The 26,047-nt window shown below is 54.6% G+C and carries 26 protein-coding genes; 17 read left to right on the plus strand and 9 right to left on the minus strand.

Annotated elements, in window-relative coordinates; genetic code table 11:
* Positions 1–80: 80 nt before the first annotated feature.
* The 5 genes from ppiB to mnmH all read left to right on the plus strand — a co-directional run bounded on the left by ppiB (position 81) and on the right by mnmH (position 4,294).
* Complete coding sequence (gene ppiB / locus OGV80_RS19500) at positions 81–575, plus strand: peptidylprolyl isomerase B (RefSeq protein ID WP_003021875.1); 495 nt, start codon at positions 81–83, stop codon at positions 573–575.
* Positions 576–577: 2 nt separating this feature from the next.
* Positions 578–1,300, plus strand: coding sequence for a UDP-2,3-diacylglucosamine diphosphatase (gene lpxH / locus OGV80_RS19505; protein ID WP_043015474.1), 723 nt, complete (start codon positions 578–580; stop codon positions 1,298–1,300).
* A gap of 238 nt (positions 1,301–1,538) precedes the next feature.
* A complete protein-coding gene (gene purE, locus OGV80_RS19510; RefSeq protein WP_043015473.1) occupies positions 1,539–2,048 on the plus strand; it encodes a 5-(carboxyamino)imidazole ribonucleotide mutase in 510 nt (169 codons plus the stop codon).
* Positions 2,045–3,112, plus strand: coding sequence for a 5-(carboxyamino)imidazole ribonucleotide synthase (gene purK / locus OGV80_RS19515; RefSeq protein WP_043015472.1), 1,068 nt, complete (start codon positions 2,045–2,047; stop codon positions 3,110–3,112). The genes purE and purK overlap by 4 nt, the downstream gene beginning before the upstream one ends.
* 96 nt (positions 3,113–3,208) lie before the next feature.
* Entirely contained in the window at positions 3,209–4,294 is a 1,086-nt protein-coding gene (mnmH, locus tag OGV80_RS19520; protein ID WP_087053059.1) for a tRNA 2-selenouridine(34) synthase MnmH, read from the plus strand.
* Here the strand turns inward: mnmH and OGV80_RS19525 are convergent, their stop codons facing one another.
* The 6 genes from OGV80_RS19525 to ybbA all read right to left on the minus strand — a co-directional run bounded on the left by OGV80_RS19525 (position 4,295) and on the right by ybbA (position 11,560).
* Entirely contained in the window at positions 4,295–4,954 is a 660-nt protein-coding gene (locus OGV80_RS19525; protein WP_043015453.1) for a methionine ABC transporter permease, read from the minus strand. It lies immediately after the preceding gene.
* Positions 4,947–5,963, minus strand: a complete 1,017-nt coding sequence (gene sfbB / locus OGV80_RS19530) for a virulence-associated ABC transporter ATP-binding protein SfbB (protein ID WP_043015452.1) — start codon at positions 5,961–5,963, stop codon at positions 4,947–4,949. Before sfbB ends, OGV80_RS19525 begins: the two co-directional genes overlap by 8 nt.
* Before the next feature lie 63 nt (positions 5,964–6,026).
* The gene (locus OGV80_RS19535; protein WP_038638419.1) at positions 6,027–6,857 is read right to left on the minus strand and encodes a MetQ/NlpA family ABC transporter substrate-binding protein; all 831 of its coding nucleotides are present in this window, start codon (positions 6,855–6,857) and stop codon (positions 6,027–6,029) included.
* Positions 6,858–7,141: 284 nt separating this feature from the next.
* Positions 7,142–8,275 carry a porin gene (locus OGV80_RS19540; protein WP_043015451.1) on the minus strand — a complete coding sequence of 378 codons (1,134 nt, stop codon included), beginning with the start codon at positions 8,273–8,275 and terminating at the stop codon, positions 7,142–7,144.
* A gap of 187 nt (positions 8,276–8,462) precedes the next feature.
* Positions 8,463–10,877, minus strand: a complete 2,415-nt coding sequence (gene ybbP, locus OGV80_RS19545; RefSeq protein WP_286515573.1) for a putative ABC transporter permease subunit YbbP — start codon at positions 10,875–10,877, stop codon at positions 8,463–8,465.
* A complete protein-coding gene (gene ybbA, locus OGV80_RS19550; protein WP_043015449.1) occupies positions 10,874–11,560 on the minus strand; it encodes a putative ABC transporter ATP-binding protein YbbA in 687 nt (228 codons plus the stop codon). Before ybbA ends, ybbP begins: the two co-directional genes overlap by 4 nt.
* Here ybbA and tesA point away from each other — a divergent pair.
* The 3 genes from tesA (at position 11,531) to OGV80_RS19565 (ending at position 13,992) form a co-directional block, all read left to right on the plus strand.
* The gene (tesA, locus tag OGV80_RS19555) at positions 11,531–12,145 is read left to right on the plus strand and encodes a multifunctional acyl-CoA thioesterase I/protease I/lysophospholipase L1 (protein WP_043015448.1); all 615 of its coding nucleotides are present in this window, start codon (positions 11,531–11,533) and stop codon (positions 12,143–12,145) included. The two genes, ybbA and tesA, sit on opposite strands and share 30 nt — an antisense overlap.
* Positions 12,146–12,308: 163 nt before the next feature.
* Positions 12,309–13,079 carry an SDR family oxidoreductase gene (locus OGV80_RS19560; protein WP_043015447.1) on the plus strand — a complete coding sequence of 257 codons (771 nt, stop codon included), beginning with the start codon at positions 12,309–12,311 and terminating at the stop codon, positions 13,077–13,079.
* A 58-nt stretch (positions 13,080–13,137) separates the two neighbouring features.
* Positions 13,138–13,992, plus strand: coding sequence for a co-chaperone YbbN (locus OGV80_RS19565; RefSeq protein WP_080625608.1), 855 nt, complete (start codon positions 13,138–13,140; stop codon positions 13,990–13,992).
* Between the two features lie 75 nt (positions 13,993–14,067).
* On the opposite strand, the gene fetB is transcribed toward OGV80_RS19565, so the two are convergent.
* Together fetB and fetA are read right to left on the minus strand one after the other, a co-directional pair.
* Complete coding sequence (fetB, locus tag OGV80_RS19570; RefSeq protein WP_043015445.1) at positions 14,068–14,847, minus strand: iron efflux ABC transporter permease subunit FetB; 780 nt, start codon at positions 14,845–14,847, stop codon at positions 14,068–14,070.
* Positions 14,834–15,511 (minus strand): iron efflux ABC transporter ATP-binding subunit FetA, encoded by a 678-nt coding sequence (fetA, locus tag OGV80_RS19575; RefSeq protein WP_043015444.1) that lies wholly within the window; start codon positions 15,509–15,511, stop codon positions 14,834–14,836. Before fetA ends, fetB begins: the two co-directional genes overlap by 14 nt.
* A 134-nt stretch (positions 15,512–15,645) precedes the next feature.
* Here fetA and OGV80_RS19580 point away from each other — a divergent pair, with 134 nt between their 5' ends.
* From OGV80_RS19580 to OGV80_RS19595, 4 genes are read left to right on the plus strand one after another with little or no spacing between them, the layout of a single operon-like run.
* Positions 15,646–16,563 carry an SPFH domain-containing protein gene (locus OGV80_RS19580; protein ID WP_003021835.1) on the plus strand — a complete coding sequence of 306 codons (918 nt, stop codon included), beginning with the start codon at positions 15,646–15,648 and terminating at the stop codon, positions 16,561–16,563.
* Entirely contained in the window at positions 16,560–17,018 is a 459-nt protein-coding gene (locus OGV80_RS19585) for an NfeD family protein (protein ID WP_087053061.1), read from the plus strand. The genes OGV80_RS19580 and OGV80_RS19585 overlap by 4 nt, the downstream gene beginning before the upstream one ends.
* Positions 17,019–17,037: 19 nt before the next feature.
* Entirely contained in the window at positions 17,038–19,191 is a 2,154-nt protein-coding gene (locus OGV80_RS19590) for a PA5441 family protein (RefSeq protein WP_087053062.1), read from the plus strand.
* Complete coding sequence (locus OGV80_RS19595) at positions 19,161–19,877, plus strand: DUF3142 domain-containing protein (RefSeq protein ID WP_087053063.1); 717 nt, start codon at positions 19,161–19,163, stop codon at positions 19,875–19,877. Before OGV80_RS19590 ends, OGV80_RS19595 begins: the two co-directional genes overlap by 31 nt.
* Here OGV80_RS19595 and cueR read toward each other — a convergent pair.
* Positions 19,874–20,284, minus strand: a complete 411-nt coding sequence (gene cueR, locus OGV80_RS19600; protein WP_043017858.1) for a Cu(I)-responsive transcriptional regulator — start codon at positions 20,282–20,284, stop codon at positions 19,874–19,876. The two genes, OGV80_RS19595 and cueR, sit on opposite strands and share 4 nt — an antisense overlap.
* 290 nt (positions 20,285–20,574) lie before the next feature.
* On the opposite strand from cueR, the gene OGV80_RS19605 reads away from it, so the two are divergent.
* From OGV80_RS19605 to chuY, 5 genes are read left to right on the plus strand one after another with little or no spacing between them, the layout of a single operon-like run.
* Entirely contained in the window at positions 20,575–22,719 is a 2,145-nt protein-coding gene (locus OGV80_RS19605; protein WP_080625609.1) for a TonB-dependent receptor plug domain-containing protein, read from the plus strand.
* 2 nt (positions 22,720–22,721) lie between these two features.
* Positions 22,722–23,546, plus strand: coding sequence for a heme/hemin ABC transporter substrate-binding protein (locus OGV80_RS19610; RefSeq protein WP_087051618.1), 825 nt, complete (start codon positions 22,722–22,724; stop codon positions 23,544–23,546).
* Between the two features lie 18 nt (positions 23,547–23,564).
* A complete protein-coding gene (hutW, locus tag OGV80_RS19615; RefSeq protein ID WP_087053064.1) occupies positions 23,565–24,902 on the plus strand; it encodes a heme anaerobic degradation radical SAM methyltransferase ChuW/HutW in 1,338 nt (445 codons plus the stop codon).
* 12 nt (positions 24,903–24,914) lie between these two features.
* On the plus strand, positions 24,915–25,409 hold the full coding sequence (gene hutX, locus OGV80_RS19620) for a heme utilization cystosolic carrier protein HutX (protein WP_043015437.1): 495 nt from the start codon (positions 24,915–24,917) through the stop codon (positions 25,407–25,409).
* Entirely contained in the window at positions 25,409–26,032 is a 624-nt protein-coding gene (chuY, locus tag OGV80_RS19625; protein ID WP_087053065.1) for an anaerobilin reductase, read from the plus strand. The genes hutX and chuY overlap by 1 nt, the downstream gene beginning before the upstream one ends.
* Positions 26,033–26,047 lie beyond the last annotated feature (15 nt).

The following is a 26,047-nucleotide window of genomic DNA, read 5'->3' on the forward strand; positions in this document are numbered from 1 at the left end:
TTGCGGTTATGCTATAACACACCCCTAACTCTGACCCTTGACGGGGTCGAAGCACCAATCTATCGGAACAGGATGCAAAAATGGTTACTTTCCACACTAATCACGGCGATATCGTAATCAAAACGTTTGATGATAAAGCGCCTGAAACAGTTAAAAACTTCCTGGACTACTGCCGCGAAGGTTTTTACAACAACACCATTTTCCACCGTGTTATTAACGGTTTCATGATCCAGGGCGGTGGTTTCGAGCCAGGCATGAAGCAAAAAGCCACGAAAGAAGCGATCAAAAACGAAGCGAACAACGGTTTGAAAAACACCCGTGGTACGCTGGCGATGGCGCGTACTCAGGCTCCGCACTCCGCAACCGCACAGTTCTTCATCAACGTTGCAGACAACGACTTCCTGAACTTCTCCGGCGAAAGCATGCAGGGTTGGGGTTACTGCGTGTTCGCTGAAGTTGTTGAAGGCATGGACGTGGTTGATAAAATCAAAGGCGTTTCCACCGGTCGCAGCGGTATGCACCAGGATGTGCCTAAAGAAGACGTCATCATCGAAAACGTGACCGTCAGCGAGTAATCGTGACGACACTGTTTATTGCAGATCTTCACCTCTGCACAGAAGAACCGGCGATCACCGCCGGTTTTCTGCGTTTTTTAGCCGGCGATGCGCGAAAGGCCGATGCGCTGTACATTCTCGGTGACCTGTTTGAAGCCTGGATTGGCGACGACGATCCTAATCCGCTGCATCATGAAATGGCCGCGGCGATAAAATCGCTGGCGGATTCCGGCGTTCCCTGCTTTTTTATTCACGGCAACCGTGATTTTCTGCTCGGCAAACGTTTTGCCCGTGAGAGCGGCATGACCTTGCTTCCCGAAGAAAAAGTGCTCGACCTGTATGGCCGCAGGGTGCTGATCATGCATGGCGACACCTTATGCACCGACGACGCGGGCTATCAGGCATTTCGCGCCAAAGTGCATCAACCCTGGTTACAGAAACTGTTCCTCGCCCTGCCGCTGTTCGTTCGCCAGCGAATCGCTGCGAGAATGCGCGCCAACAGCAAAGCGGCCAACAGCAGCAAGTCGCTGGAGATCATGGATGTGAATCAGCAGGCCGTTATCGCTGAGATGGAAAAACATCAGGTTCAGTGGTTAATTCACGGCCATACCCACCGCCCGGCGGTCCACGAACTTTCTGCCAATGAGCAACCTGCTTTCCGCGTGGTATTAGGCGCATGGCACAGCGAAGGTTCGATGATCAAAGTCACACCAGACGACGTTGAACTGATCGTATTTCCGTTTTAATTCTGCAGATATGCAGTTCCTCTTTACACAAAACTATTCGAGTTGCATCGAGGCGGCAAATCTGTGAATCCCCTGGAGCTTACAAAAGTAAGTGACTGGGGTGAGCAGATGCAGCCAACAAAGAGGCAGCTTGAAGAGTGAAGTGTAAAGCGCGCAATCGTTTTCCTTGACGATGAATTATGCTATTCTCTGTGCCCTCAAAAGTCGAGTGTAGTGCACCACAGGAGTTTTCAGACGCATGTCTTCCCGCAATAATCCGGCGCGTGTCGCCATCGTGATGGGGTCCAAAAGCGACTGGGCTACCATGCAGTTCGCCGCCGAAATCTTCGAAATGTTGGACGTTCCACACCATGTTGAGGTCGTCTCTGCCCACCGTACCCCAGACAAACTGTTCAGTTTCGCTGAAGGCGCTGAAGAGAACGGCTATCAGGTGATTATTGCCGGTGCCGGTGGTGCTGCACATTTGCCAGGCATGATTGCGGCGAAAACGTTGGTGCCTGTTTTAGGCGTTCCGGTACAAAGCGCAGCATTGAGCGGCGTAGATAGCCTTTATTCCATCGTTCAAATGCCTCGCGGTATTCCGGTGGGCACGCTGGCGATCGGCAAAGCGGGCGCGGCCAATGCGGCCCTGCTGGCCGCGCAAATTCTGGCAACACACGACAAAGCCTTACACCAGCGTCTGAACGACTGGCGCAAAGCGCAAACCGATGAGGTGCTGGAGAACCCGGACCCGCGAGGTGTCGCATGAAGCAGGTCTGCGTACTCGGTAACGGTCAGCTAGGACGCATGCTGCGCCAGGCCGGCGAGCCGCTGGGCATTGCGGTCTGGCCCGTCGGGCTGGACGCTGAACCGGCTGCCGTTCCTTTTCAACAAAGCGTGATCACCGCTGAGATTGAGCGCTGGCCGGAAACGGCGCTAACCCGCGAACTGGCGCGTCATCCGGCGTTTGTTAACCGCGACGTCTTCCCGATTATTGCTGACCGTCTGACGCAAAAACAGCTTTTTGACAAACTCAACCTGGCGACCGCGCCATGGCAGCTGCTGGCGGATCAAAGCGAATGGTCTGCGGTGTTTGACAAACTCGGCGAGTTGGCGATTGTGAAGCGTCGCGTCGGCGGCTACGACGGTCGTGGGCAGTGGCGTTTGCGCGCAAATGAAATCGAACAACTGCCGGACGATTGCTACGGCGAATGCATCGTTGAGCGGGGAATCAACTTCTCCGGTGAAGTCTCCCTGGTTGGCGCTCGTGCGCACGACGGCAGCACCGTCTTCTATCCGCTGACCCATAACCTGCACCAGGACGGCATTCTGCGCACCAGCGTAGTCTTCCCGCAGGCTAACGCCAGACAGCAGGAACAGGCCGAAGCGATGCTCTCTGCCATCATGCAGGAGCTGGGCTATGTCGGCGTGATGGCAATGGAGTGTTTCATCACCCCAGAGGGTCTGCTGATTAACGAACTGGCTCCCCGCGTGCACAACAGCGGGCACTGGACGCAAAACGGCGCCAGCATCAGCCAGTTTGAACTGCATCTGCGCGCCATTACCGGCCTGCCGCTGCCGACGCCGGTGGTGAACAATCCTTCGGTGATGGTAAACCTAATCGGCAGCGACCTGAACTACGACTGGCTGAAGCTACCGCTGGTGCACCTGCATTGGTATGACAAAGAAGTGCGTGAAGGGCGTAAGGTGGGTCACCTGAACCTGAGCGACAGCGATACCGCGCGCCTTAGCGCCACGCTGGAAGCGCTTATTCCCCTGCTGCCGCCGGAATATGCCAGCGGTATCATCTGGGCGCAGTCAAAGCTGAAATAAACCATTAATGCCGGGGAGTTGATTTTATCCTTCCCCGGCCCCTCCTCTGGCGCGTAAAATCCCCTCCATTGCTGTTTTGTATTTTCAGGATCAAACATGAACGATGGAACGGACTATCGCGCAATTCTGCTCGCCGGTACGCCTATAATCGATGTACGCGCCCCCGTCGAATTTCAACAAGGCGCGATGCCGGGGGCAGTCAATCTCCCCTTAATGAACGATGACGAACGTGCCGCCGTGGGTACCTGTTATAAACGTCAGGGGCCTGAGGCTGCGCTCGAATTGGGCCATCAACTGGTCTCGGGTGAAACCCGCCAGCAGAGAATACGTGCCTGGCAGGATGCCTGTCGTCAAAATCCTGCGGGCTACCTATGCTGCGCACGCGGCGGTCAGCGTTCGCATATTGTGCAGCAGTGGCTGCACGAGTCCGGCATTGACTACCCGCTGATACAAGGTGGTTATAAAGCATTGCGTCAGGCAGCGATTCAACTGACTGAAGAACTGGTGCAAAAACCGATCGTCTTAATCGGCGGCTGTACCGGGAACGGCAAAACGCAGTTGGTACAACAGCAGCCGAACGGTGTGGATCTCGAAGGACTGGCTCACCATCGCGGCTCCTCGTTTGGACGTACCGTGGAACCGCAGCTAAGCCAGGCGAGTTTTGAAAACCTGCTGGCGGTCGAAATGCTCAAAACCGACAGCCGTCAGGCTCTACGCCTGTGGGTACTGGAAGATGAAGGCCGCATGATCGGGGCTAATCATCTGCCCGAATGCCTGCGAGAGCGTATGACCCAGGCATCTATAGCGGTGGTTGACGATCCTTTTGAGCGTCGTCTGGAGCGACTGCGCGAAGAGTATTTCGTGCGAATGCACCACGATTTTACCCATGCTTATGGCGAGAGCCAGGGCTGGCAGGAGTACAGTGACTATCTGCACCACGGCCTGTTTGCTATCCGCCGTCGCCTGGGTTTACAACGTTTTGCCGAGTTGACCGCCCTGCTCGACGTGGCTCTGCGCGAACAGCAGGCGACGGGCAGCACCGACGCCCATATGGGCTGGCTGGTGCCGTTGCTCAACGAGTATTACGACCCGATGTATCGCTATCAACTGGAAAAGAAAGCCGCGAAAATCGTCTTTCGCGGCACCTGGCAGGACGTTGCCGACTGGCTTAACGCACAGTGATCAGTGTCTGTCGCGCTTATCTGCGCGTTTTGCCAGCCAGTCGCCCAGCACCTGAACGACCTGCACCAGAATAATCAGCGCCACCACGGTAACGACCATGACCTGGGTTTCGTAGCGGTAATAACCAAAGCGAATCGCCAGGTCGCCGACTCCACCGCCGCCAACGATACCGGCCATCGCGGAGTAACCGATCAGACTCACCAGCGTTATCGTCAACCCACGCAGCAGACCCGCGCTCGCCTCCGGTAACAGAACAGTGCAGATGATGCGCATCGGGCTGGCACCAAACGCTTCCGCCGCCTCGATAATGCCTTTATCGACTTCACGTAGCGCACTGTCGACCAGACGGGCATAGAAGGCGATTGCCGCCACAGAGAGTGGGACCGACGCCGCAATCGGGCCAATGGTATTCCCAAGTAAAAACTGGGTTAGCGGCAACAGCAGCACCAGCAGGATCACAAACGGCACCGAACGAATGATATTCACCAGCACGGAACTGAGCAGATACACAAAACGGTTTTGCCAGAATAAATGCCGGTCGGTGACAAAAATAAGGAAACCGAGCGGCAGACCGCCAATAATTGCCAGCACCGTAGAGATGCTCAGCATCTGGAAGGTTTCATTAAACGCCAGCGTCAAATCAGGCAATAAATCATCCACGAATCACCTCCACCTGTGCAGTACGTTGACGAATATGTTCCACGGCGACTTCCACCGCTGAAGGGTTATGCGGCGCGGTCAGTTGCACCACCAAAATCCCCAGCGCGCGTTCGCCAATATATTCAATTTTGCCGTGCAGAATGTTCACCGCCACGCCAAATTTAACCGCGACTTCTGACAACACCGGCTGTTCCGCCGAATCGCCAATGAACAGAATTTTTAGCAGTTGACCGGGCAGATGCTGGCGCAGACGCTCGGGCAGCGTCAAATTGAGGGTATGCGACACCAGTTGCTGCGTGAAAGCGTGCTGTGGGTGAGCAAAAACGTCAAACACCTCACCGGACTCAACCACCTTGCCGCCGGACATCACCGCCACGCGATCGCAAATCGATTTGATCACGTTCATCTCGTGAGTGATCAGTACGATCGTGATCCCCAACTGTTGATTGATCTGCTTAAGCAACGCCAGAATCGTGGCCGAGGTTTCCAGATCCAGCGCGGAGGTAGGTTCATCACATAGCAGTACATCCGGGTGATTGGCAATCGCGCGGGCAATACCCACACGCTGCTTTTGCCCGCCGCTGAGCTGAACCGGAAAGCGGTTTGCCTTGTCAGACAGCCCCACCAGCGCCAGGATTTCGCTAACGCGCGGGCCAATTTTACTGCGCTCCCATCCGGCAGCCTTCAGGCTAAAGGCGACGTTTTGCGCCACGGTACGGGTATGCATCAGATTAAAATGTTGAAAAATCATCCCGATACGTTGACGAGCTTTACGTAGATGCGCGCCTTCCAGCGCGGAAATTTCTACGCCGTTCACCTTCACGCTTCCCTGACTCGGTCGCGTTAAGGCGTTCAGGGTGCGCAGCAGCGTACTTTTCCCCGCGCCGCTGGTCCCGACAATGCCAAATATCTCACCTGCGCCGATGCGCAAGCTGACGTCATCAACCGCCCGGGTTGACGGTCCACGGCCTGCGCTAAAATCCACGCATACCTTTTCTATTTCAATCATAGCCACCTCAGAAATGCGAAAAGGGCAGTCGCCGCTGCCCCTGTTAACCCTTGTGCGCAGCAATTATTGGGCTGCCGACATCCATTCCGGTTTCTGGAAGGCGCTGTAGATGTTTTGCGGATCATCAATCACCGCGCGATACGCCGGAGATTTCACCGCTTCAACAATATCTTTCGCGAACGGTTTATCCGCATCTTCACTGCGTACCGCAATGATATTTTTCAGATTTTCGTCCAGATGCTCTTGCTTGATGGCGCTGGAAAGATCCAGTTTTGCCGCCACGGCAAAGTTACCGTTGACCAACGCGCCGGTCACACCGTCCAAAGTGCGCGGCAGCTGCGCGGCTTCCAGCGGTTTAAACACCAGTCCTTTCGGGTTGCTGGCGATATCGCGCTCGGAGGCTTTCGTAGGATCGATATTGTCTTTGATGGTGATAAGGCCAATGGATTGCAGGAAACGCAGACCGCGGGCCAGGTTGGTCGGATCGTTGGACAGCGTGATCACATCCCCTTTTTTCAACTCATCCAGGCTTTTGATTTTATGTGAGTAAAAACCCATCCCGGCCGTCGGGACCACAATCAGCTTGCTCAGCTTAAGTCCTTTATCGGCGGTGAATTTGTCAAAGTAGAGTGAATGCTGGAACAGGTTGGCATCGATGCTGCCGTTGGATAGCGCCATGTTCGGTTGCACGTAGTCACTGAATTCGCGCACCACGACCTTATAGCCTTTCTCTTTCAGCGTAGGGGCAATGGCCTGTTTCACCATATCACCGTACGGCCCAGGCGCGACGCCAAACACGATGGTATGCGGATCGCTGTTCGCATGAGCAAATTGTAATCCGCAGGCCAGCAATAGCGCTCCGGTCGCGACGCGTAAACTCTGACGCAATCCCATAATCTCTCCATTTTAACGTTGTGGTGTCATGTCTCACGCCGTTCTTGCGGCGTTGTTCTTGTTGGCCCGTTAACAGGCTGATTGTTAACATGACACAGATCACAACCTGCTGTCCTTGAAATTATTTCATGATGTTGCGAAATGTGTTTTCAAATGAGAGAAGGCATGAAAAAGCCGGATGTCGGCACAAGTGCCTTATCCGGCCTACAAATAACGTGATCACCCTGCTCCCGTAGGCCCGATAAGCGCAAGCGCATCGGGCGTTCCGTTTGACAGGCGTTCGATTAGAAGTCGTAACGCAGACGAACCAGGTTCATATCACCCAGATTGTCGGTGCTGGAGGTGAATACGTGTTCGTAATCAACACGGAAACCGTAATCCAGCTGGAAGCTGATACCCACACCGTTGTCAGTACGCAGGTAGTTACGGCCATTCACATACTCAATACGGTCTCCCATAAAGTAGGGCTGAACAGATTTCAGCGCATACTGACCAACCGGGAAGGTGTAACCCGCGAAGTATTCCAGACCCCAGGCATCACCGGCAAAGTAGTCATTAACAGACACTTTTTTGGTGGTCATGAAGTTTTGATACCAACCGCCGCCCATCGAGAAGGTCCAGTTGTCCGGTTTCCAACTCAACGCGGTACCAACGATGTTTTGATCGTAGGTTTTGCTGGTGTCGCCACGCATTTCCGCACGGGTGTAGTTCCACGCCGTACCCCAGGTCAGGTCATCGGTGATGTGATAATCCACACCCAACGAGCCGCCGCCTTTACGTTTGTAGCGCAGACCGTTGTTCGGGTTGTAATCATCGCTGAACAGATAAGAGGCGTAGAGATCGACATCGCCAACCGTTTTCTTATACTTCAGTGATTTACGCGTACGATAGGAACCGTCATAGTCGCCATTGATACCGTTACCTGGCGCCTGACCGATCATGTCGTAGTCCCAGATATCCGTTTTCGCACCAACCACATCATAGTAAATGCTGTTCTGTTGACCGAAGGTCAGCGTACCCCAGGTCGCGCTCTTCAGACCGGTGTACAGCATACGACGCGTGGTATCGTTGGCGCCGTTAGCGTAGTGGTTGTCCCAGTTGAACATCGCCGGGAAGTTAACGCCCAGCTCGTAGTAGCTCACCCAACTGATGTCATCAAACAGATAGTAGTCAGCAGCGAAGCGGAAACGCGTCCCGCCGTCGAAGCCATTACGTTTGTAGCCATTCTTACCATCGTCACCGGCCATATTCTGGAACTGCGGACGAATACTCCCGCCGACGGTGAAGTTAAGACGGCTCAGCGGGTCGCCCGCCTGCGGATCTTGTTTCAGGACCGTGATTTCCGCCTGGGAGGCGAAGGTCGTTAATGCCACTGCTGCGCCGATCGATACCGCCAGCGCCGTTTTTTTTATAGTCATTATTTGTACCTTGATAGATAGCCTGCCAATTATTCAGCATACAAATATTAACGTTTATTAATACACTCGTGTTGTCGGGTTTTTATTGTTCTGTGCTGTTAAATATCAAGGAGTTGTCAATTTGTGCTACATAGATAAAAAAACGCACCGATTAAAAAAACCGGTGCGTAATCATCACGGATATGAATCAACTACTGAACTGACGGAACAGCGCTTTGCCTTTTAGCAGACGTGAACCGAGCCACCCGCCGCATAAAGAAAGCAGCAATGCCCCACAAAGTGGCAACACGGCCCACAGTCGCCAGTCTGGCTCCCACGGGAAATCAAACACTTTGGTTTGCAGCACCGCCAATGCGGTTTCCGCACCGATGGCTGCCACCAATCCGGCTACCATCCCGAGCATGGCGAACTCGCACCACAGCGTGGTACGCAGCAATTTCTTGCCTGCTCCCAACGTGCGCCAGACCACCAGTTCCTGATGACGCTGGCGCATACCGACCTGGACCTGCGCTAATAGCAGCAACATGCCGCAGGCGGTAACCAGCACCACCATCACCTCCAGCGCTCTACTTACCTGCTCCAGCACCTGGCCCACCTGTTTGAGGATGGCGCCAATATCCAGCAGGCTGATGGTCGGAAATTCACGGTTAAGCTGCGTCAGCATGCCGTTGCCATTCTCCCAGCGAAAGCTGGTTAACCAGCTTTGCGGCTGAGCGTCCAGCGCGCCGGAGGGGAAGATAAAGAAGAAATTAGGTCGCAGGCTTTCCCAGTCTACTTTGCGCAGACTGCTGACTTTGGCGCTGAAATCCTGAGTATCGCCCATAAAGGTCACCCGATCGCCAAGCCTGACGTTCAGCCGTTTCGCCAGCCCCTCTTCCATCGACACTTCGCCTGCTTTTGGCGGCCAGCTTCCGGCGGTTATCGGGTTATGATCCGGTCGGGTATCCTGCCAGGTCAGGTTAAGCTCGCGGTTCAGCGCCTCATCCTGGTTGCCTTCGGTTGGCTTCTCATTGATCGCCGTCAGACGCGCCCGCACAATCGGATAGAACGATTCCGGGATCACCTGATGCTCAGACAGGAAAGCCTTCAGCGGAACCACCTGCTCGGTGGCAATATTGATCAGAAAATAGTTCGGGCTTTCCGGCGGCATTTGCTGCTGCCAGCGGTCGAGCAGATCGCCGCGCAGCACCAGCAGCAGCGCAAGCAGCATAAAGGAAAGTGAAAAGGCCGACAGCTGACTGAGCGTTGACCACGGCTGGCGCAACAGTCGACTGACCGCCAAACGCAGCGGCAGCGAGGTGAGCGTCAGACCGCGCAGCACGTTGAGCAGCATCCAGCCGAGTACCCCGCACAACAACGCCAGCACTACCGCGCCAGCCAGCACCGCCCACAGCAGCGGGCTTCCGCCCATCAGTCCGGCCAGCAGTGCAATCACAACTAACAATACCACCGGCAAATAAAACTTCAGCGGCCATACGTTTGCTACCACGTCACGGCGCAGCACCCGCAGCGGCTGCGTCTCCAGCAGCAAACGGTAAGGGCGTAACCCCACCAGCAGCGAAATAACCGTCATGGTACCTAATGCCCATAGCCACGGCCAGGGGCTGGCAGGCGGTAGTTCGCCGGGCAGAACCGGTTTGAGCAGCACGACCAGCACGCGCTCAAATAACAGCCCGAACAACCCGCCGGTCACGCCAGACAGCACCAGCACCATCAGCCACTGACCAACAATCAGCCTGCGCAGTTGCGCTCTGCCCGCACCGAGGGTTTTCAGAATCGCCACCAGATCGTAACGGCTGCGGCAATAATGGCTCATCGCCACGGCAACCGCGGCCACCGCCAGCAGCAGCGTTAATAGCGCCGAGAGCAGCAGGAACTGTTGCGAACGCTCCAGTGATTTCCCCAGCGCGCCTTCATCCTGCTCCAGCCCGTACCAGCGCTGTTCCGGCTTTAACTGCGGCAGCAGCCATTTTTCATAGGCTTCCAGTTGGGACGGCGTCCCGCCAAATTTATAGCGCCAGGTCACGCGGCTTCCCGGCTGGACTGCCGCCGTTTTTTCGACATCCGCAATGTTCATCATCAGGCGCGGCGCTATCTGGAACGGATTAAAACCTGAGTCCGGCTCCTGTACCACTTCCCCGGCGATGCGCAGCGTGGCATCGCCAACGTCGATGGAATCACCGATTTTTAAGTTGAGCAGCGCCATCAGACGCGGGGCCAGCAGCACCGAGCCTGGCTGTGGTTTCAGCCCCGGCGGATTGGTCTGCAATGTGCCGTACATCGGATACACTTCATCCACCGCTTTGACGTTCGCCAGTTGCGGCGTATCCTGGGCAAAGGTCATGGTGGCAAAGGTCAGTTGTTCGCCCACCTTCAGGCCACGCTGTCGCGCCTCGTCAATCCACGCTTTCGGCACGGTGCGCGAACTTTGCAGCGACCGATCTCCCGCCATAAACTCACGACTTTGCTGGCTTAGCCCTTTTTCCATACGATCGCTGATATTGCCCAGCGCCAGCACGCAGGCTACCGCCAGGCTCAGCGCCAGCCAGACAATCAGTAATGAAGGCGAGCGCCATTCGCGCCAAAACCAGCGTGCAATCATGCCTCCTCCTGCAACTGTCCGTTCACCAGGCGTAAACGCCGATCGCAACGCGCCGCCAGTTGCGGGTCATGGGTCACCAGTATCAGGGTGGTGCCGTGTTCCCGGTTCAGAGAAAACAGCAGGTCGGCGATTTTCTCTCCGGTCTGGCGGTCCAGATTGCCCGTTGGTTCATCGGCGAACAGCACGTCAGGGCGACCGTTAAAGGCCCGCGCCAGCGCCACACGCTGCTGCTCCCCTCCGGAAAGTTGAGCTGGAAGATGATCAAGACGTTTTCCCAGTCCCAATTGCTCCAGCAGTGTTTTTGCCCCATCGCGACTTTTTCCGCTGTTTTCGCCGCGCAACAGCGCAGGCAATTCGACGTTTTCCAGCGCGTTGAGGGTCGGAATTAACATGAACGACTGGAAGACAAAGCCCACGTGTCGGGCTCTCAGTTGCGCCCGGGCTTCTTCGTCCATGGCGTGCAGCGCCTGCCCCACGAGGCTGACTTCACCGCTGGTGCCATCGTCCAGCCCGGCGAGGATCGCCAGCAGCGTGGATTTCCCCGATCCCGACTCGCCAATCAGCGCAATGGTCTCGGCGCGTTTGACAACCAGTTCAACTCCGGTAAGGATGGATAGCTCATGATCACCCTGACCGACGGATTTCTTAAGATGATGAACTTCAACAATGTTTTCCGCTGGCATTGGCCTTTCCTGTTCCTGGTCCTGTTAACTTTCCGCGCCGCCGCTGCGGACACGTTATTAATTCTGGGTGACAGCCTGAGCGCCGGATACCGTATGTCCGCCAGCGCCGCGTGGCCTGCGCTACTTAATGATAAATGGCAAACCAAAACGCCAGTGGTGAATGCCAGCATCAGCGGCGACACCTCGCAGCAGGGCCTGGCCCGTCTGCCTGCATTACTCAAGCAGCACCAGCCGCGTTGGGTACTGGTCGAACTTGGCGGCAACGATGGCCTGCGCGGCTTTGCGCCTGCGCAAACCGAACAAACTCTGCGCACGATTTTGCAGGACGTGAAAGCGGCAAATGCCGAACCGCTATTAATGCAAATTCGTCTGCCGGCAAACTACGGTCGCCGTTATAATGAAACCTTTAGCGCGATTTATCCAAAGCTCGCCAAAGAGTTTGATATCCCTCTGCTGCCCTTTTTCATGGAAGAGGTTTATCTGAAACCCCAGTGGATGCAGGATGATGGTATTCATCCTAACCGTGACGCCCAGCCGTTTATTGCCGACTGGATGGCGCAACATCTCACCCCTTTTCTATCCTAAATAATTCGAGTTGTATGAAGGCGGCAAGTGAGAGAGTTCCCAGGAGCATAGATAACTATGTGACTGGGGTGAGCGAGCGTAGCCAACGCACAGACAACTTGAAGTATGACGGATATAGTAAATCACGACTCGTAAAACAACGGAGATCCTGACAGGTAAAGTTATGCAAAAATCGGTCTTAATAACAGGATGTTCCAGCGGAATCGGTCTGGAAAGCGCGCTTGAGCTAAAGCGCCAGGGTTTTCAAATTCTGGCAGGCTGTCGCAAACCTGACGATGTCGCGCGAATGAACAGCATGGGATTCACCGGCGTATTGCTGGATCTGGATTCACCCGAAAGCGTGGATCGCGCCGCCGATGAGGTGATCGCCCTGACCGATAATCGTTTGTATGGGATCTTTAACAACGCCGGATACGGCGTCTATGGCCCCCTGCCCACCATCAGCCGCGAGCAAATGGAGCAGCAGTTTTCCGCCAACTTCTTTGGCGCACATCAGCTTACCATGCGCCTTTTGCCCGCTATGTTACCCCACGGCGAAGGACGTATAGTGATGACCTCATCGGTCATGGGATTGATCTCAACGCCGGGACGCGGGGCCTATGCCGCCAGCAAATATGCGCTGGAAGCCTGGTCCGACGCACTGCGTATGGAGCTGCGCTACAGCGGGATTAAGGTCAGCCTGATTGAGCCCGGCCCTATCCGCACCCGCTTTACTGAAAACGTCAACCAGACCCAGAGCGATGCTCCCGTGGAAAATCCCGGCATTGCCGCGCGTTTTACGCTGGGACCAGAAGCGGTTGTCGCCAAAGTGCGTCATGCGTTTGAGAGCGATAAACCGAAGCTACGTTATCCAGTTACGCTGGTGACCTGGGCAGTGATGCTGCTTAAACGCCTGTTGCCAGGCCGCATAATGGACAAAATTTTACAGGGTTGAGTTGAAGCTCGCGCGTCAGCCCCCATGTAACAAGAAATCGACAAAAGAGAGTAACTCCATGTCCACACAGAATATTGTTAACATTAACGAATCGAACCTACAGCAGACCCTTGAACAGTCGATGACCACGCCGGTCCTGTTCTATTTTTGGTCTGAGCGCAGCCAGCATTGTCTGCAGTTAACACCGGTACTGGAGAGTCTTGCTGCCCAGTACAACGGCCAGTTTATACTCGCTAAGCTCGACTGTGACGCTGAACAGATGATCGCCTCCCAGTTTGGTCTGCGCGCGATCCCCACGGTTTATCTGTTCCAGAACGGTCAGCCGGTAGATGGATTCCAGGGCCCGCAGCCGGAAGAGGTTATTCGTGCGCTGCTGGAAAAAGTGTTGCCGAGCGAAGAAGAGCTGAAAGCGCGCCAGGCTATCGAATTTATCGAAGCGGGTAATCACGCTGATGCGCTGCCGCTGCTGAAAGAAGCCTGGCAGATCTCCAACCAGAGCAGCGAAATTGGTCTGCTGCTGGCGGAAACGCAAATCGCCCTCAATCGTTCTGACGAAGCCGAAGCGGTGCTGAAAACCATTCCGTTGCAGGATCAGGACACCCGTTATCAGGGGCTGGTGGCACAGATCGAATTGCTGAAGCAGGCGGCTGATACGCCGGAAATCCAACAGTTGCAGCAGCAGGTCGCCAGCAATCCGCAGGATGCGGCGCTGGCAACTCAACTTGCCATTCAGTTACACCAGGTCGGACGCAACGAAGAATCGCTGGAGTTGCTGTTTAGCCACCTGAAGAAAGATCTTACTGCAGCCGACGGCCAGGCGCGTAAAACTTTCCAGGAGATCCTTGCCGCACTGGGTACGGGCGATGCGCTGGCCTCGAAGTACCGCCGCCAGCTGTACGCGCTGCTGTACTAATCCGTTTGATTTTGCCCGATGGCGCTTGCGCTTATCGGGCCTGGAAATTCGACAAATACCGCTCCCGGCATCAGATCACGTCTTCTTCAAATGCGTTACAACTAATTGGTGACGTGAATTATAGAACTTCCGATAGGTCAGGTAGCAGGCAATAATGGTCGACAGGCTGGCCGTCGAAAGCAGCATAAACGTTACCATAATCTGATACTTAATCGCTTTTACCGGATCAATACCTGCAAAAATCAATCCGGACATCATCCCCGGTAAACTCACCAGCCCCACGGTCTTCGCTGAATCGATAGTCGGGATCAGCGAGGCACGAATGCTGTCGCGAATCAGCGGCGCGGAGGCCACTTTCGGCGTCGCGCCGAGGCTGAGTTTTTCCTGAATTTGCTGCTGTTCGCTGTTAAACCGCTGCCCCAGATTGTTGTAACAAAGCCCTACCGCAACCATCGCATTGCCTGCAATCATGCCGGAAATAGGGATAACCTGCATCGGCGTGAACTCGATAGAGCCTGACAGAACCAGCACCGCCAGCGTTAACCCCGCCCCCGCCGTAATGGCGATAAACGACGAGAGAAAAGCCTTATCAATAAATTTACTGCGCTTTTGCGCGTTATAGGCCGCGTTAAAGCAAATAAACAGCACCATCAATAAGGTCAGAATGCTGTGGTTGACGCCGAAAATATATTTCAGCACGTAGCCAACGATAATAAGCTGAACCACCGCCCGGCACACGCTCCAGAGAATATCTTTTTCCAGCGCCAGCTTTTCTTTGTTGCTGATCAGTATTGCGACCACCACCAGCATCATCGCTAATGCCAGGGATTCATTGGTAATATTATGCTCGTTCATTGCTTACTTCCTGCATTTCACCGGCGTGCGGTTGAAGGGTTATGACGTTATCCGCATGATCAATTTCATCTTTGTCATGCGTCACCCACAGCACAGCAATATTCTTATCGCGAACATAGTGGTGAATTAATTCGTTCACATTACGCTTGTTGGCTTCATCCAGCGCGCTGGTGATTTCATCAAGCAGCAGGATTTTCGGCAGAAACTGCAAATTACGAATTAACGAGACGCGCTGCTTTTCGCCGCCGGACAGCTCATTGATATTTTTTTTGAGGATTGCCTCAGGTAACTCAAATCGGGCCAGATCTTCCAGAAACACATCCGGTTCCGGGCGTTTATCGCGAATTTGCCACGGGAAAATGAGGTTGTCGTAGACGGTATCACTAAACAAAGCGGGCGTTTGCGCGCAATAAGAGACCTGCTGACGATACGCTTCCGGCTTGAGGGTATTTATCTCCTTACCCTCAAAAAGGATTTCACCGGAACTCGGACTTATTAACGACGCGACTATCTTGAGTAACGTACTTTTACCGCACCCGGACTGGCCGGTAATCAACTTAAATTCTCCGGCGCGGAGATCAAAACAGATGTTATTGAGAACCTGCGTCGCCCCTGCCTGCCATGCGACATTTTTTAACTGAAGCAGAATGCTGCTTTCTTCCATTACCAATCCCTTTTTTACCTCTTTCGTGCAGATAGTCTATCTCTGTAATTTATTATAGGGGAGCCCACCTTGATAAATCGGGTATAATTTGACTAATGAAGCAGTAAAGGACAGCACAACAGGAGGTTTCATCAATGCTCATTTTTATTCCTATTCTTATTTTTGTCGCGCTGGTCATCGTCGGCGCAGGCGTCAAAATCGTCCCGCAGGGATACCAGTGGACGGTAGAGCGTTTTGGCCGTTACACCAAAACCCTGCAGCCGGGTTTAAGCCTTGTTGTACCGTTCATGGACCGCATTGGTCGTAAGATCAATATGATGGAACAGGTGCTTGATATCCCCTCTCAGGAAGTCATCTCCAAAGATAACGCCAACGTCGCGATTGATGCCGTGTGCTTTATTCAGGTGATCGACGCGCCGAAAGCGGCTTATGAAGTCAGCAACCTGGAACTGGCGATCATCAACCTGACCATGACCAACATTCGTACCGTTCTCGGCTCGATGGAACTCGATGAAATGCTCTCCCAACGCGACAACATCAACACGCGCCTGCTGCACATCGTTGATGAGGCCACCAATCCCTGGGGCATCAAAATCACCCGTATTGAGATCCGCGACGTCCGTCCTCCGGCTGAGCTTATCGACGCCATGAACGCACAGATGAAAGCCGAACGAACAAAACGCGCCTACATTCTTGAAGCAGAAGGGATCCGTCAGGCGGAAATCGTCAAGGCCGAAGGTGAGAAGCAGTCGAAAATCCTCAAAGCGGAAGGTGAACGTCAGTCCGCGTTTTTACAGGCTGAAGCGCGTGAACGTTCCGCAGAAGCAGAAGCCCGTGCAACGCAGATGGTTTCTGAGGCCATTGCCGCCGGGGATATCCAGGCCGTGAACTACTTCGTGGCGCAGAAATACACCGAAGCGCTGCAGCATATCGGTTCGTCAAATAACAGCAAAGTGGTGATGATGCCGCTGGACGCCAGCAGCCTGATGGGCTCCATTGCCGGGATCGCCGAACTGGTTAAGGACAGCGCCAGCGAGCGGAAAAAATCATGATAGCGATGATTCTGGTACACCCGCACATCTTCTGGCTCAGCCTCGGCGGTTTGCTCCTCGCCGCCGAGATGCTGGGCGGTAACGGCTATCTGCTGTGGAGCGGCGTGGCGGCGGTAATTACTGGCCTGGTGGTGTGGCTCGTCCCGCTTGACTGGGCGTGGCAGGGGGCGATGTTCGCTGTACTCACGCTACTGGCGGCCTGGCTGTGGTGGAAGTGGCTGGCAAAACGCGTGAAAGAGCAGAAACCCGCCGACAGCCATCTTAACCAGCGCGGTCAGCAGCTGGTTGGCCGTCGATTTATTCTGGAAACCGCCCTGGTCAATGGTCGCGGACATATGCGCGTCGGCGACAGCTCCTGGCCCGTTAGCGCCCGCGACGATTTGAGCGCAGGAACGCAGGTTGAGGTCATTGCCGTTGAGGGAATTACCCTGATTATTAAAGCGGTATCACACTAAAAAGACAGGAAATAAGACTATGGTCAGGAAGACACCCCTTGCCTTTGCCCTTTGCACATTACTGACCGCCGCCCCGCAGGCACTCGCCTCTTTCGATATGGAAGACTGTAAATGGAGCGACGACAGCTGCCTGCTGAAAGGCACGCCGACCTTTAACCCTGAAAACGACAGCCGCGACAACCTGCTGCGGCTGCTGAGTCAGGAAAAATCATTTGTTCTGCCGGTGCAGTCGATGCCAGCGGATATCACCCGCTCCCGCGATTTCTATTTTGCGTATCACCCACAATGGGATGAGACTGTCCCGCAGCCAGCGGTTGCCCCGGTGCAAAGTGAAGATACCACTCTGAGTCAGCAACTGGCTGTTCTGGAAATCGAACCTCCGCTATTTGCCAAACAAAACGGCTATGATGCCGACCTGGAAAACCGTTATGTGTCGAATAATCGCCAGAGCGTAAGCGAGTTTATCGCTGCGCTGATGACGGACGAGACGTTAAATATCGACCAGCGCCGATTACTTGCGCAAGCGCGCCTGGATTTATGGGGGCGCGCGACCAAAGAACAGATCGCCGAGTCCCTTGCTGCACTTCCGGCTGATTCGACTTCACTTCTGTACAAAACGTATCTGACCGGTGCCGCGCATTTTTACGATCAAAATTACGAAGGGGCCGAGCAAGACTTTACCATCGTGTTGCACAACGGCTCCCCCTGGCTGATGGAAACCGCGCAATACATGTTGATGCGCACAGCACTGAACAAAAGCAGTAAGTTTAGCGACGGGCAGTACGGCGAATTTAATATCGACAATATCAAACTCAAAGACGCCGCTCAGGCGCAAAAAGAGGCGCAGAACTATCTGCAACGCTGGCCGGAAGGACTCTACGCCAATTCCACCCGCGGTATGTTGCGTCGCATAAACTGGTATTTACAGGCGTGGCCGCAGTTGGCCGGGTTGTATGAGCAGACGCTCCAGCAGTCGGCTGACGCACAGCAACTGCGTGAAATCGTTATCGAATACGATAATGTATTCGGTATGCAATTCTTTGAAGGACCCGTGGTGGAGGCCTTCCCCGACGCGCCGCTGGTCAGCTATATCGAACTGCTGCGCGCGCTGCGCCTGGATAACAACAGTAAACCTACGTTGACCCAGGAACAACTCGACGCCAGCAAGCCGGTGTTTGAACAGAGCCAAAAATTGCCGCTATGGCGCGATCTGCAACTGAATCTGTGGCAGGCAACGGGCAACTACGCGGCAATTATTCAGGCAGTTACACCAGCGCAGAAACTTGCCGCTCACGATACTCTCGCCTTCAGCGAACAGGTGCTGTACGGCGAAGCGCTAATGGGCCAGAAGAATTGGAGCGCTGCGCGTGATTTCTGGCAGCAGTTGTTAAAACTTAGTCAGGACAACGAACAGCAGCAGTATGTGCAGGCTAAGCTCGCTGCGACCCTGGTTTATAGCGGCGACGTGGAGGCAGTTTTTGCCCCAGAAAGTACCGTGACCAACCTGCGCTTTCGCTCGCAGGTGCTAAAAACACAGGCCACACCTGAACTGCTGCGTCAGCAGGCCGTCCACGGTCCGAATAACGAAGAGCGTACCATCGCCCTGCATACGCTGCTGGTGCGGGATCTTACTGAGGATCGCTTTGGCGACTGGCTGAATGACAAAAAACTGGCCAGCGCGATTACGCCTCCGGTCATTGGCGAAGCGTTTGCTGACGTTAACCTGAGCATATTCGACTGGAATGGCGACGCGGCGCAGGCGGGCTATACGTGTCGCAGCCTCAATGAAACGGTAACGGTATTGAGCAAAAAAGCGGATGATGCCCACGCATTGAACTGCTTAGGCGAATTCTTCCGCACCACGCAAACGCATGTTGATCTGTGGAAAAACAGCGCTGGCAATGACGAGCTTGAATCAGCAATCTCGCGCAAGAAACCCTTCGGCCAGTTCGACAGACAAAGCTACTATCAGCAGGTAATCACCTCGCCCACCGCTGAAGTCGAAGATAAGAGCTTCGCGTTGTATCGCGCCATCATGTGCTATGCGCCTTCAGGCGCTAACGAGTGCGGCGGCGAGGAAGTGGATAAACTGCAGCGTAAGGGCTGGTTCACCCAACTGAAAACGCAGTATCCGGGAAGCCCGTGGGCGCAAAAACTCAAATACTACTGGTAACCGCACTGCTGCTGGGCCAGGCACAGGCGGCGGATATCGTCGCCGCCCGTGAGCATCCCGCCTTCTGGCTGTGGTCCGGAGTGAAGGCCAGTGACGAGCTGAAAAACGCGCAAACGGTCTATCTGCATCAGGGCGAGGTACTGGTTCGTTCGGGTAACGTGGTTTTCCAGCGTCTCGGACTGCCGGTCAGCCGTCTGTCTTTTCCGTCAATCTGGCTGACCGTACGCTTTACCACGCTCGACGTACCGGAGGAAATCCCGGCGCGTATCATACGGTTGATGCAACGCTGGCAGGCCGCCGGGAATCACGTTGTCGGCCTGCAGGTTGATTTTGACGCGGCGACCCATCAGCTTGCCGACTACGCGCACTTTCTACAGCAGTTGCGCCAGAGGTTACCCACTGAATTTGCACTTGGCGTAACCGGATTACTGGATTGGGCAAAAACGGGCGACGTCGCCACGTTGAACGCGCTGGCGGTCGATGAACTGGTGGTGCAGAGCTATCAGGGCCGTCACACGGTAACAAATTATCAGGCGTATCTGCCTGCGCTCGCTCGTCTGCGCATTCCGTTTAAGCTGGGACTGGTACAAAATGGTAGCAGGGACCCTCAGGCTGAAGCGCAGCTTGAGAAATCCCCGTGGTATCGCGGTACGGTGGTGTTTATGCTTAATCCTTCTCGCCGTTAAGCCTTCGCCTGGTGATGGCAGCAGCCGGAGAGATTATCCATGATTGGACATTCGGCGCTGTCATCGCCCGGGCAACTGTCCGCCAGCGCCAGCAAATGCAAGCGCATGGCCTGCAGCTCACTGATATGCCGCTCAATGTCCGCCACTTTTTCTAACGTACGCTTTTTCACATCCGCGCTATGACGCGCCGGATCGTTAAATAAGTTTACCAGCTCGCCGCACTCTTCCAGGTTAAAACCAACCTGGCGCGCCTGACGCAGCAACGTCAGTTCATTCAGATGCTGTTGGTTGTAAGTGCGATAGCCATTGTCACTACGCAGCGGCGGCGTCACCAGTCCTTTCTCTTCATAAAAGCGAATGGCTTTGCTGGTTAAACCGGTTTTTTTCGCAACATCGCTAATATTCACTTTTCCCCCGCGGTGCTTGTTGGTGCTGAGCCACATTATAGCCCAGATTGCCGTAATCATTTACCCGAGTGACCTGCACATTTTCAGCCAATAAAGAAATGAATAAATCCTTTTGATTCACATTGTTATACGCGACACAGATCACATTTCAGTATTTGTTGACCGCACAAAATTGACTCAAATCAAAAGATGCATTGATTCTACATCTTTCATATTGAACAAAGGGAAACAATTTTATATATAAACGCGAATGATAATGATGATCATTTACATTCAATAAAGGTTCCCTTATGTTGCCACGGATTAACCAAAGGCCATTTATTCTTTCAGCCCTGACATTATGCATGTCCGGCGCTGCTTCTGCAGCTACCTCTACAACACACGCTTCAACGCCCGGCGATGATACGGTGATCGTCACGGCTAACCGCTCTGAAAGTAGTCTCTGGGATAGCCCGGCAACCATTCAGGTTATCGATCGCCAGACGCTGCAAAACTCCACCAGCGTTTCTATTGCTGATGATTTACAAGATATTCCCGGCGTTGAAGTCACCGATAACGCCCTCGCTGGCCGGAAACAAATCCGTATTCGTGGCGAAGCCTCTTCGCGGGTGCTGATTTTGATAGACGGCCAGGTCGTCAGCTACCAGCGCGCCGGGCAAAACTACGGGGCCGGTTTGCTGATTGACGAATCCGCGCTGGAACGGATTGAAGTGGTCAAAGGCCCTTACTCTGTCCTCTATGGTTCGCAGGCGATTGGCGGCGTCGTAAACTTTATTACCAAAAAAGGCGGCGATAAGCCTCTCGGCGGCAGCGTTAAGGCCGTCTATAACTCCGCAACGGCAGGATGGGAAGAATCAGCTGCGGCCTGGGGCAGCATCGGAAACTTTGACTACCGCATCAATGGCAGCTATTCCGACCAGGGGGACCGCGATACGCCTGATGGAAGATTGCCCGACACCAATTTCCGTAATAACGGCCAGGGCATGTGGCTTGGCTACAACTTCGATCGCCACAAAATCGGACTTTCCCTCGATCGTTACAAATTGTCTACTCAAACCTGGTTTGACGATCCAGAGGGCCAGTTCGACGACTTTAGCGTCAAAATACCTAAGCTGGAACGCGAGAAAATCGGTCTTTTCTACGACTATGCGGCTGACGGGGATTACCTGAAGAAAATCCATCTTGACGCATACAGCCAGACAATAGAGCGCAAATTTGAAAACCGGGTCAAAACGACCCAGATAATCCCCAGCCCGGCGATTAAAGCGCTGACGATAAACAATCAAACCAATACCAACGACAAACAGTATACCCAGGGGGTAACGCTGCAGGGCAATTTCACCCTTCCCGCTAACAACGAGCTGGTGATTGGCACTCAATATCAGCATGACAAAATAAAACAGGACGCGGACGGCAGTACGCGCCAGACCGCAGCTACCGGCTTCTTCGATACGCAAACCCGTACCCTGTCATACAACGAAGCGGAGCAAAGCAACACCTCATTGTTCGCGCAAAACGACTGGCGCTTTGCCGATGACTGGACGTGGACCGTGGGCGCACGCCAGTACTGGCTGTCTTCGAAGCTCAATCGCAACGATACGCAAACCCTGCAAAGCAGCGGCAGCACCTGGCAATCCACTGGAGGAAATTCCGTTCACGATGATGAACTGGTGACCTCAACCAGCCTACGCTATTCCGGTTTTAAAGATCTTGAACTCCGGGCTGCATATGCCCAGGGCTATGTCTTCCCCACGCTGACTCAGCTATTTATGCAGACGTCCGCAGGCGGCAGCGTGACCTACGGCAACCCAAACCTGAAGGCGGAACACTCGAATAACTATGAGCTGGGCGCACGGTATAAAGGGAATATGTGGCTGATTGACGGCGCCATTTATTACTCCGAAGCCAAAGACTATATCGCCAGCCTGGCCTGTTCAGGTCAACCCGTATGCAACGGTAATACCACCTCTTCACGGGGCGGCTATTACTACTACGACAACATCGATCGGGCCAAAACCTGGGGCATGGAACTCACCGCAGAATACAACGGCTGGGCGGTTTCACCTTACCTGAGCGGTAATCTCATTCGCCGTCAGTACGAAGGCAATACCCTTAAAACCTGGGATACCGGCGAACCCACGCTGACCGGCCGCGTCGGCTTGAAACATACCTGGTTGATGAACGTCGCTAACCTGACGTCCGATGTCTTTATCCGCGCGGCGTCCAGCGCCAAAGATAATACCGGCACCACGGAAATCAACTACCCAGGCTGGGCCACACTTAACCTCGCATTTAACACCGAGTTCGGTCCGCAGGATCAGTATCAGGTCAACCTCGCGCTCAACAACTTGACCGACAAGCGTTACAGAACCGCGCATGAATCTATTCCAGACGCTGGTTTCAATGCCGCCGTTGGCTTTGCGTGGAATTTCTGACAATGAAAAAACTCATGATTGGCTTACTGAGCCTCGCCTGCGTTTTCAATGCCCAGTCCGCCGACCGCCTGGTGGTGGCGGGCGGCTCGCTTAGCGAACTGATATACGCCATGGGCGTCGGCAACCGGGTGGTCGGCGTTGATGAAACCACCTCGTATCCGCCTGAAACTGCCGCACTCCCGCATATCGGCTACTGGAAGCAGTTAAGCAGCGAGGGCATTTTATCGCTACATCCGGACAGCTTTATCACCTGGCAGGATGCTGGTCCCCAAATCGTCTTGGATCAGCTGCGAGCGCAAAAGGTTAACGTCGTGACGTTGCCACGCGTGCCGGCCACCGTCGAACAGATGTACGCCAACATTCGAGAACTGGCTACAACACTGCACATTCCTGAGCAAGGCGAGGCGTTAGTCAATCGCCTGCAGCAACGTCTGGAGCGTGTTCAGCACAGCGTGGCGGCGAAAAACGTGCCGGTCAAAGCCATGTTCATTCTCTCCGCTGGCGGCAGCGCGCCGCAGGTCGCCGGAAAAGGCAGCGTTGCCGATGCCATTATGACCCTCGCCGGCGCACAAAATGTCGCCACCCATGAGCAGTATAAAAGCTACAGCGCGGAATCACTGATCGCCGCCAACCCGGAGGTGATCGTGGTGACGTCGCAAATGGTGGATGGCGGTCTGGATCGCCTGAGCGCGATTGCCGGTATTACCCATACTGCAGCCTGGAAAAACCAGCGCATTGTGGCGGTAGACCAGGCGCTGATTCTGGGGATGGGGCCTCGCGTCGCCGATGCGGTTGAAGCCCTGCACCAGCAATTCTGGCCTCACTAACTGGATTTATTAAGAAGAATGAAAACTGAACACTCGCTGGATCTCACCGCGCATTTTGCGCTCGAGGGACGTCAGCCATTTAAGGATCGCCGCGCCACGATGCCCTGGCGTGGGGCGATCCCGGTTGCCAAAGAGCTATTGTCACAAACCTGGCAGGAGGTCATCAGCCAGCCAACCCCGCCGCGTAAACGGCTGGTGTACTTGCATATCCCTTTTTGTGCAACGCATTGTACTTTCTGCGGTTTTTATCAAAACCGGTTTGAAGAAGACAACTGCACCCGCTACACCAACGCGCTGTTGCGCGAAATAGAGATGGAAGCTGATAGCGCATTACATCAGTCGGCCCCCATTCACGCCGTCTATTTTGGCGGCGGTACGCCTTCTGCGCTGTCTGCACAGGATCTGGCCAGAATTATCACCACGCTGCGCGACAAGCTGCCGCTGGCGCCGGACTGCGAAATCACCATTGAGGGACGGGTGCTCAATTTTGACGATGCGCGAATCGATGCCTGCCTTGACGCTGGCGCCAATCGATTTTCGATCGGTATTCAGTCTTTTAACAGCCGAATCCGCAAGAAAATGGCGCGTACTTCGGACGGCCCGACCGCGACAGCCTTTATGCAAGGACTGGTAAAACGGGATCGTGCCGCCGTGGTGTGCGATCTGCTGTTTGGTCTGCCAGGACAAGACGCAAAACTGTGGGGCGAGGATCTGGCGATTGCCCGCGACATCGGCCTCGACGGCGTAGATCTTTATGCGCTGAATCTGATCCCTAATACACCGCTAGGCAAAGCGGTTGAAACCGGGCGCACAACCGTTCCCTCTCCCGCCGAACGCCGCGATCTCTATCTTCAGGGCTGCGATTTCATGGACAGCGCGGGCTGGCGCTGCATCAGCAACAGCCACTGGGCGCGCACCACACGGGAACGCAATCTGTACAACCTGCTGATTAAACAGGGTGCAGACTGTCTGGCATTCGGCTCTGGGGCAGGAGGATCAGTCAATGGCTATTCCTGGATGGTCGAGCGCAACCTGAATACATGGCATGAATCTATCGCCGCCGGAAAAAAACCGCTAATGATGATGATGCGCACCGCCGAGCGTGGTTTCCAGTGGCGACACACTCTCCAGGCCGGTATTGAGACGGCCCGCGTTCCGCTGGATGAGCTGACGCCTCATGCACAAAAACTGGCCCCGCTACTGACCCAATGGCATCACGCAGGACTGACGCGAGATGCCAGCACCTGTGTACGCCTGACCAATGAAGGGCGTTTTTGGGCGAGCAATATTTTGCAGTCTCTTGATGAACTGATTCAGGCACTTAACGCGCCGCGCATTGCGGTAGAGCAACCATAAAAGGAGTGAATTATGAGCCATGTCTCTTTACAGGATTTTTTGAAAACTGAGCCGGACGGTACGCTGGAAGCTATCGCCGCCCAGTACAACACTACATTGCTGGAGGTGGTGAAAAACCTCCCTTCCCCGACGCTGGTTTCCGGCAGTCAATTTGATACCGTCTGGGAAAACGTCTGCGAATGGGGCAAAGTCACCACCCTGGTCCATACTGCTGATGTCATTCTGGAATTCACCGGTGAATTACCTTCCGGGTTCCACCGCCACGGTTACTTCAACCTGCGCGGCAAAAAAGGCATGACCGGTCATATCAAGGCAGAAAACTGCACGCATATTGCCCTGATTGAACGCAAATTTATGGGAATGGACACTGCGTCCATTCTCTTCTTCAACCAGGCGGGTAGCGCTATGTTCAAAATTTTCCTCGGTCGCGATGAGCATCGACAGCTACTGGCCGAACAGGTCAGCGCCTTTCACGCGTTGTCTTCATCTTTAAAGGAACATGCCTGATGGCTCCATGGCTCATTTTTGGTGCAGGTGGTCGCGGCGTCGGCGCGAAAACGCTGGAACTCGCGCTGGCGGAGCATCGTCCGGTGATTGCTGTCGTTCGCAATCCCCAGGTCGCTGCCGGGCTGCAGGAAAAAGGTGTGCAGGTCTTTATTGGCGATGCCTGCGACAGCCAGGTCACCGCCTGCGCCTGTCGCGCAGCGGGTCAGCATGCCACAGTGATCTCCTCCATGGGCGGTGCCCAGGATTATCTGGCGCACAGAACCGTCATTGATGAAGCAGAAAAAGCTGAGATCAAACGCATGATTCTGGTCACCTCCCTGGGCTGTGGCGACAGTTGGGCCTTTTTGTCCCCACGTGCCAGGGCCGCATTTGGCCAGGCTGTACGGGAAAAATCGTTGGCTGAAAGCTGGCTACAAACCAGTCAACTGGACTACGCCATTCTCCGCCCCGGCGGTTTGCTGAACGGTGAAGCCACAGGCCTGGCGCAACGATTACAGGCCGAAGAGTGTCATGGCTTTGTGATGCGCGCAGATGTTGCCAGGCACATTCACGAACTGGCCACGGCGCCGGCACTCAATAACCAGATTTACAGTTTGGTTGAGCCGGGACTGAAACCCGCGTAAACCCCTCGCGGCGCG

It is taken from the genome of Citrobacter sp. Ce119 (assembly GCF_030334525.1).
Lineage (GTDB): Bacteria > Pseudomonadota > Gammaproteobacteria > Enterobacterales > Enterobacteriaceae > Citrobacter > Citrobacter europaeus.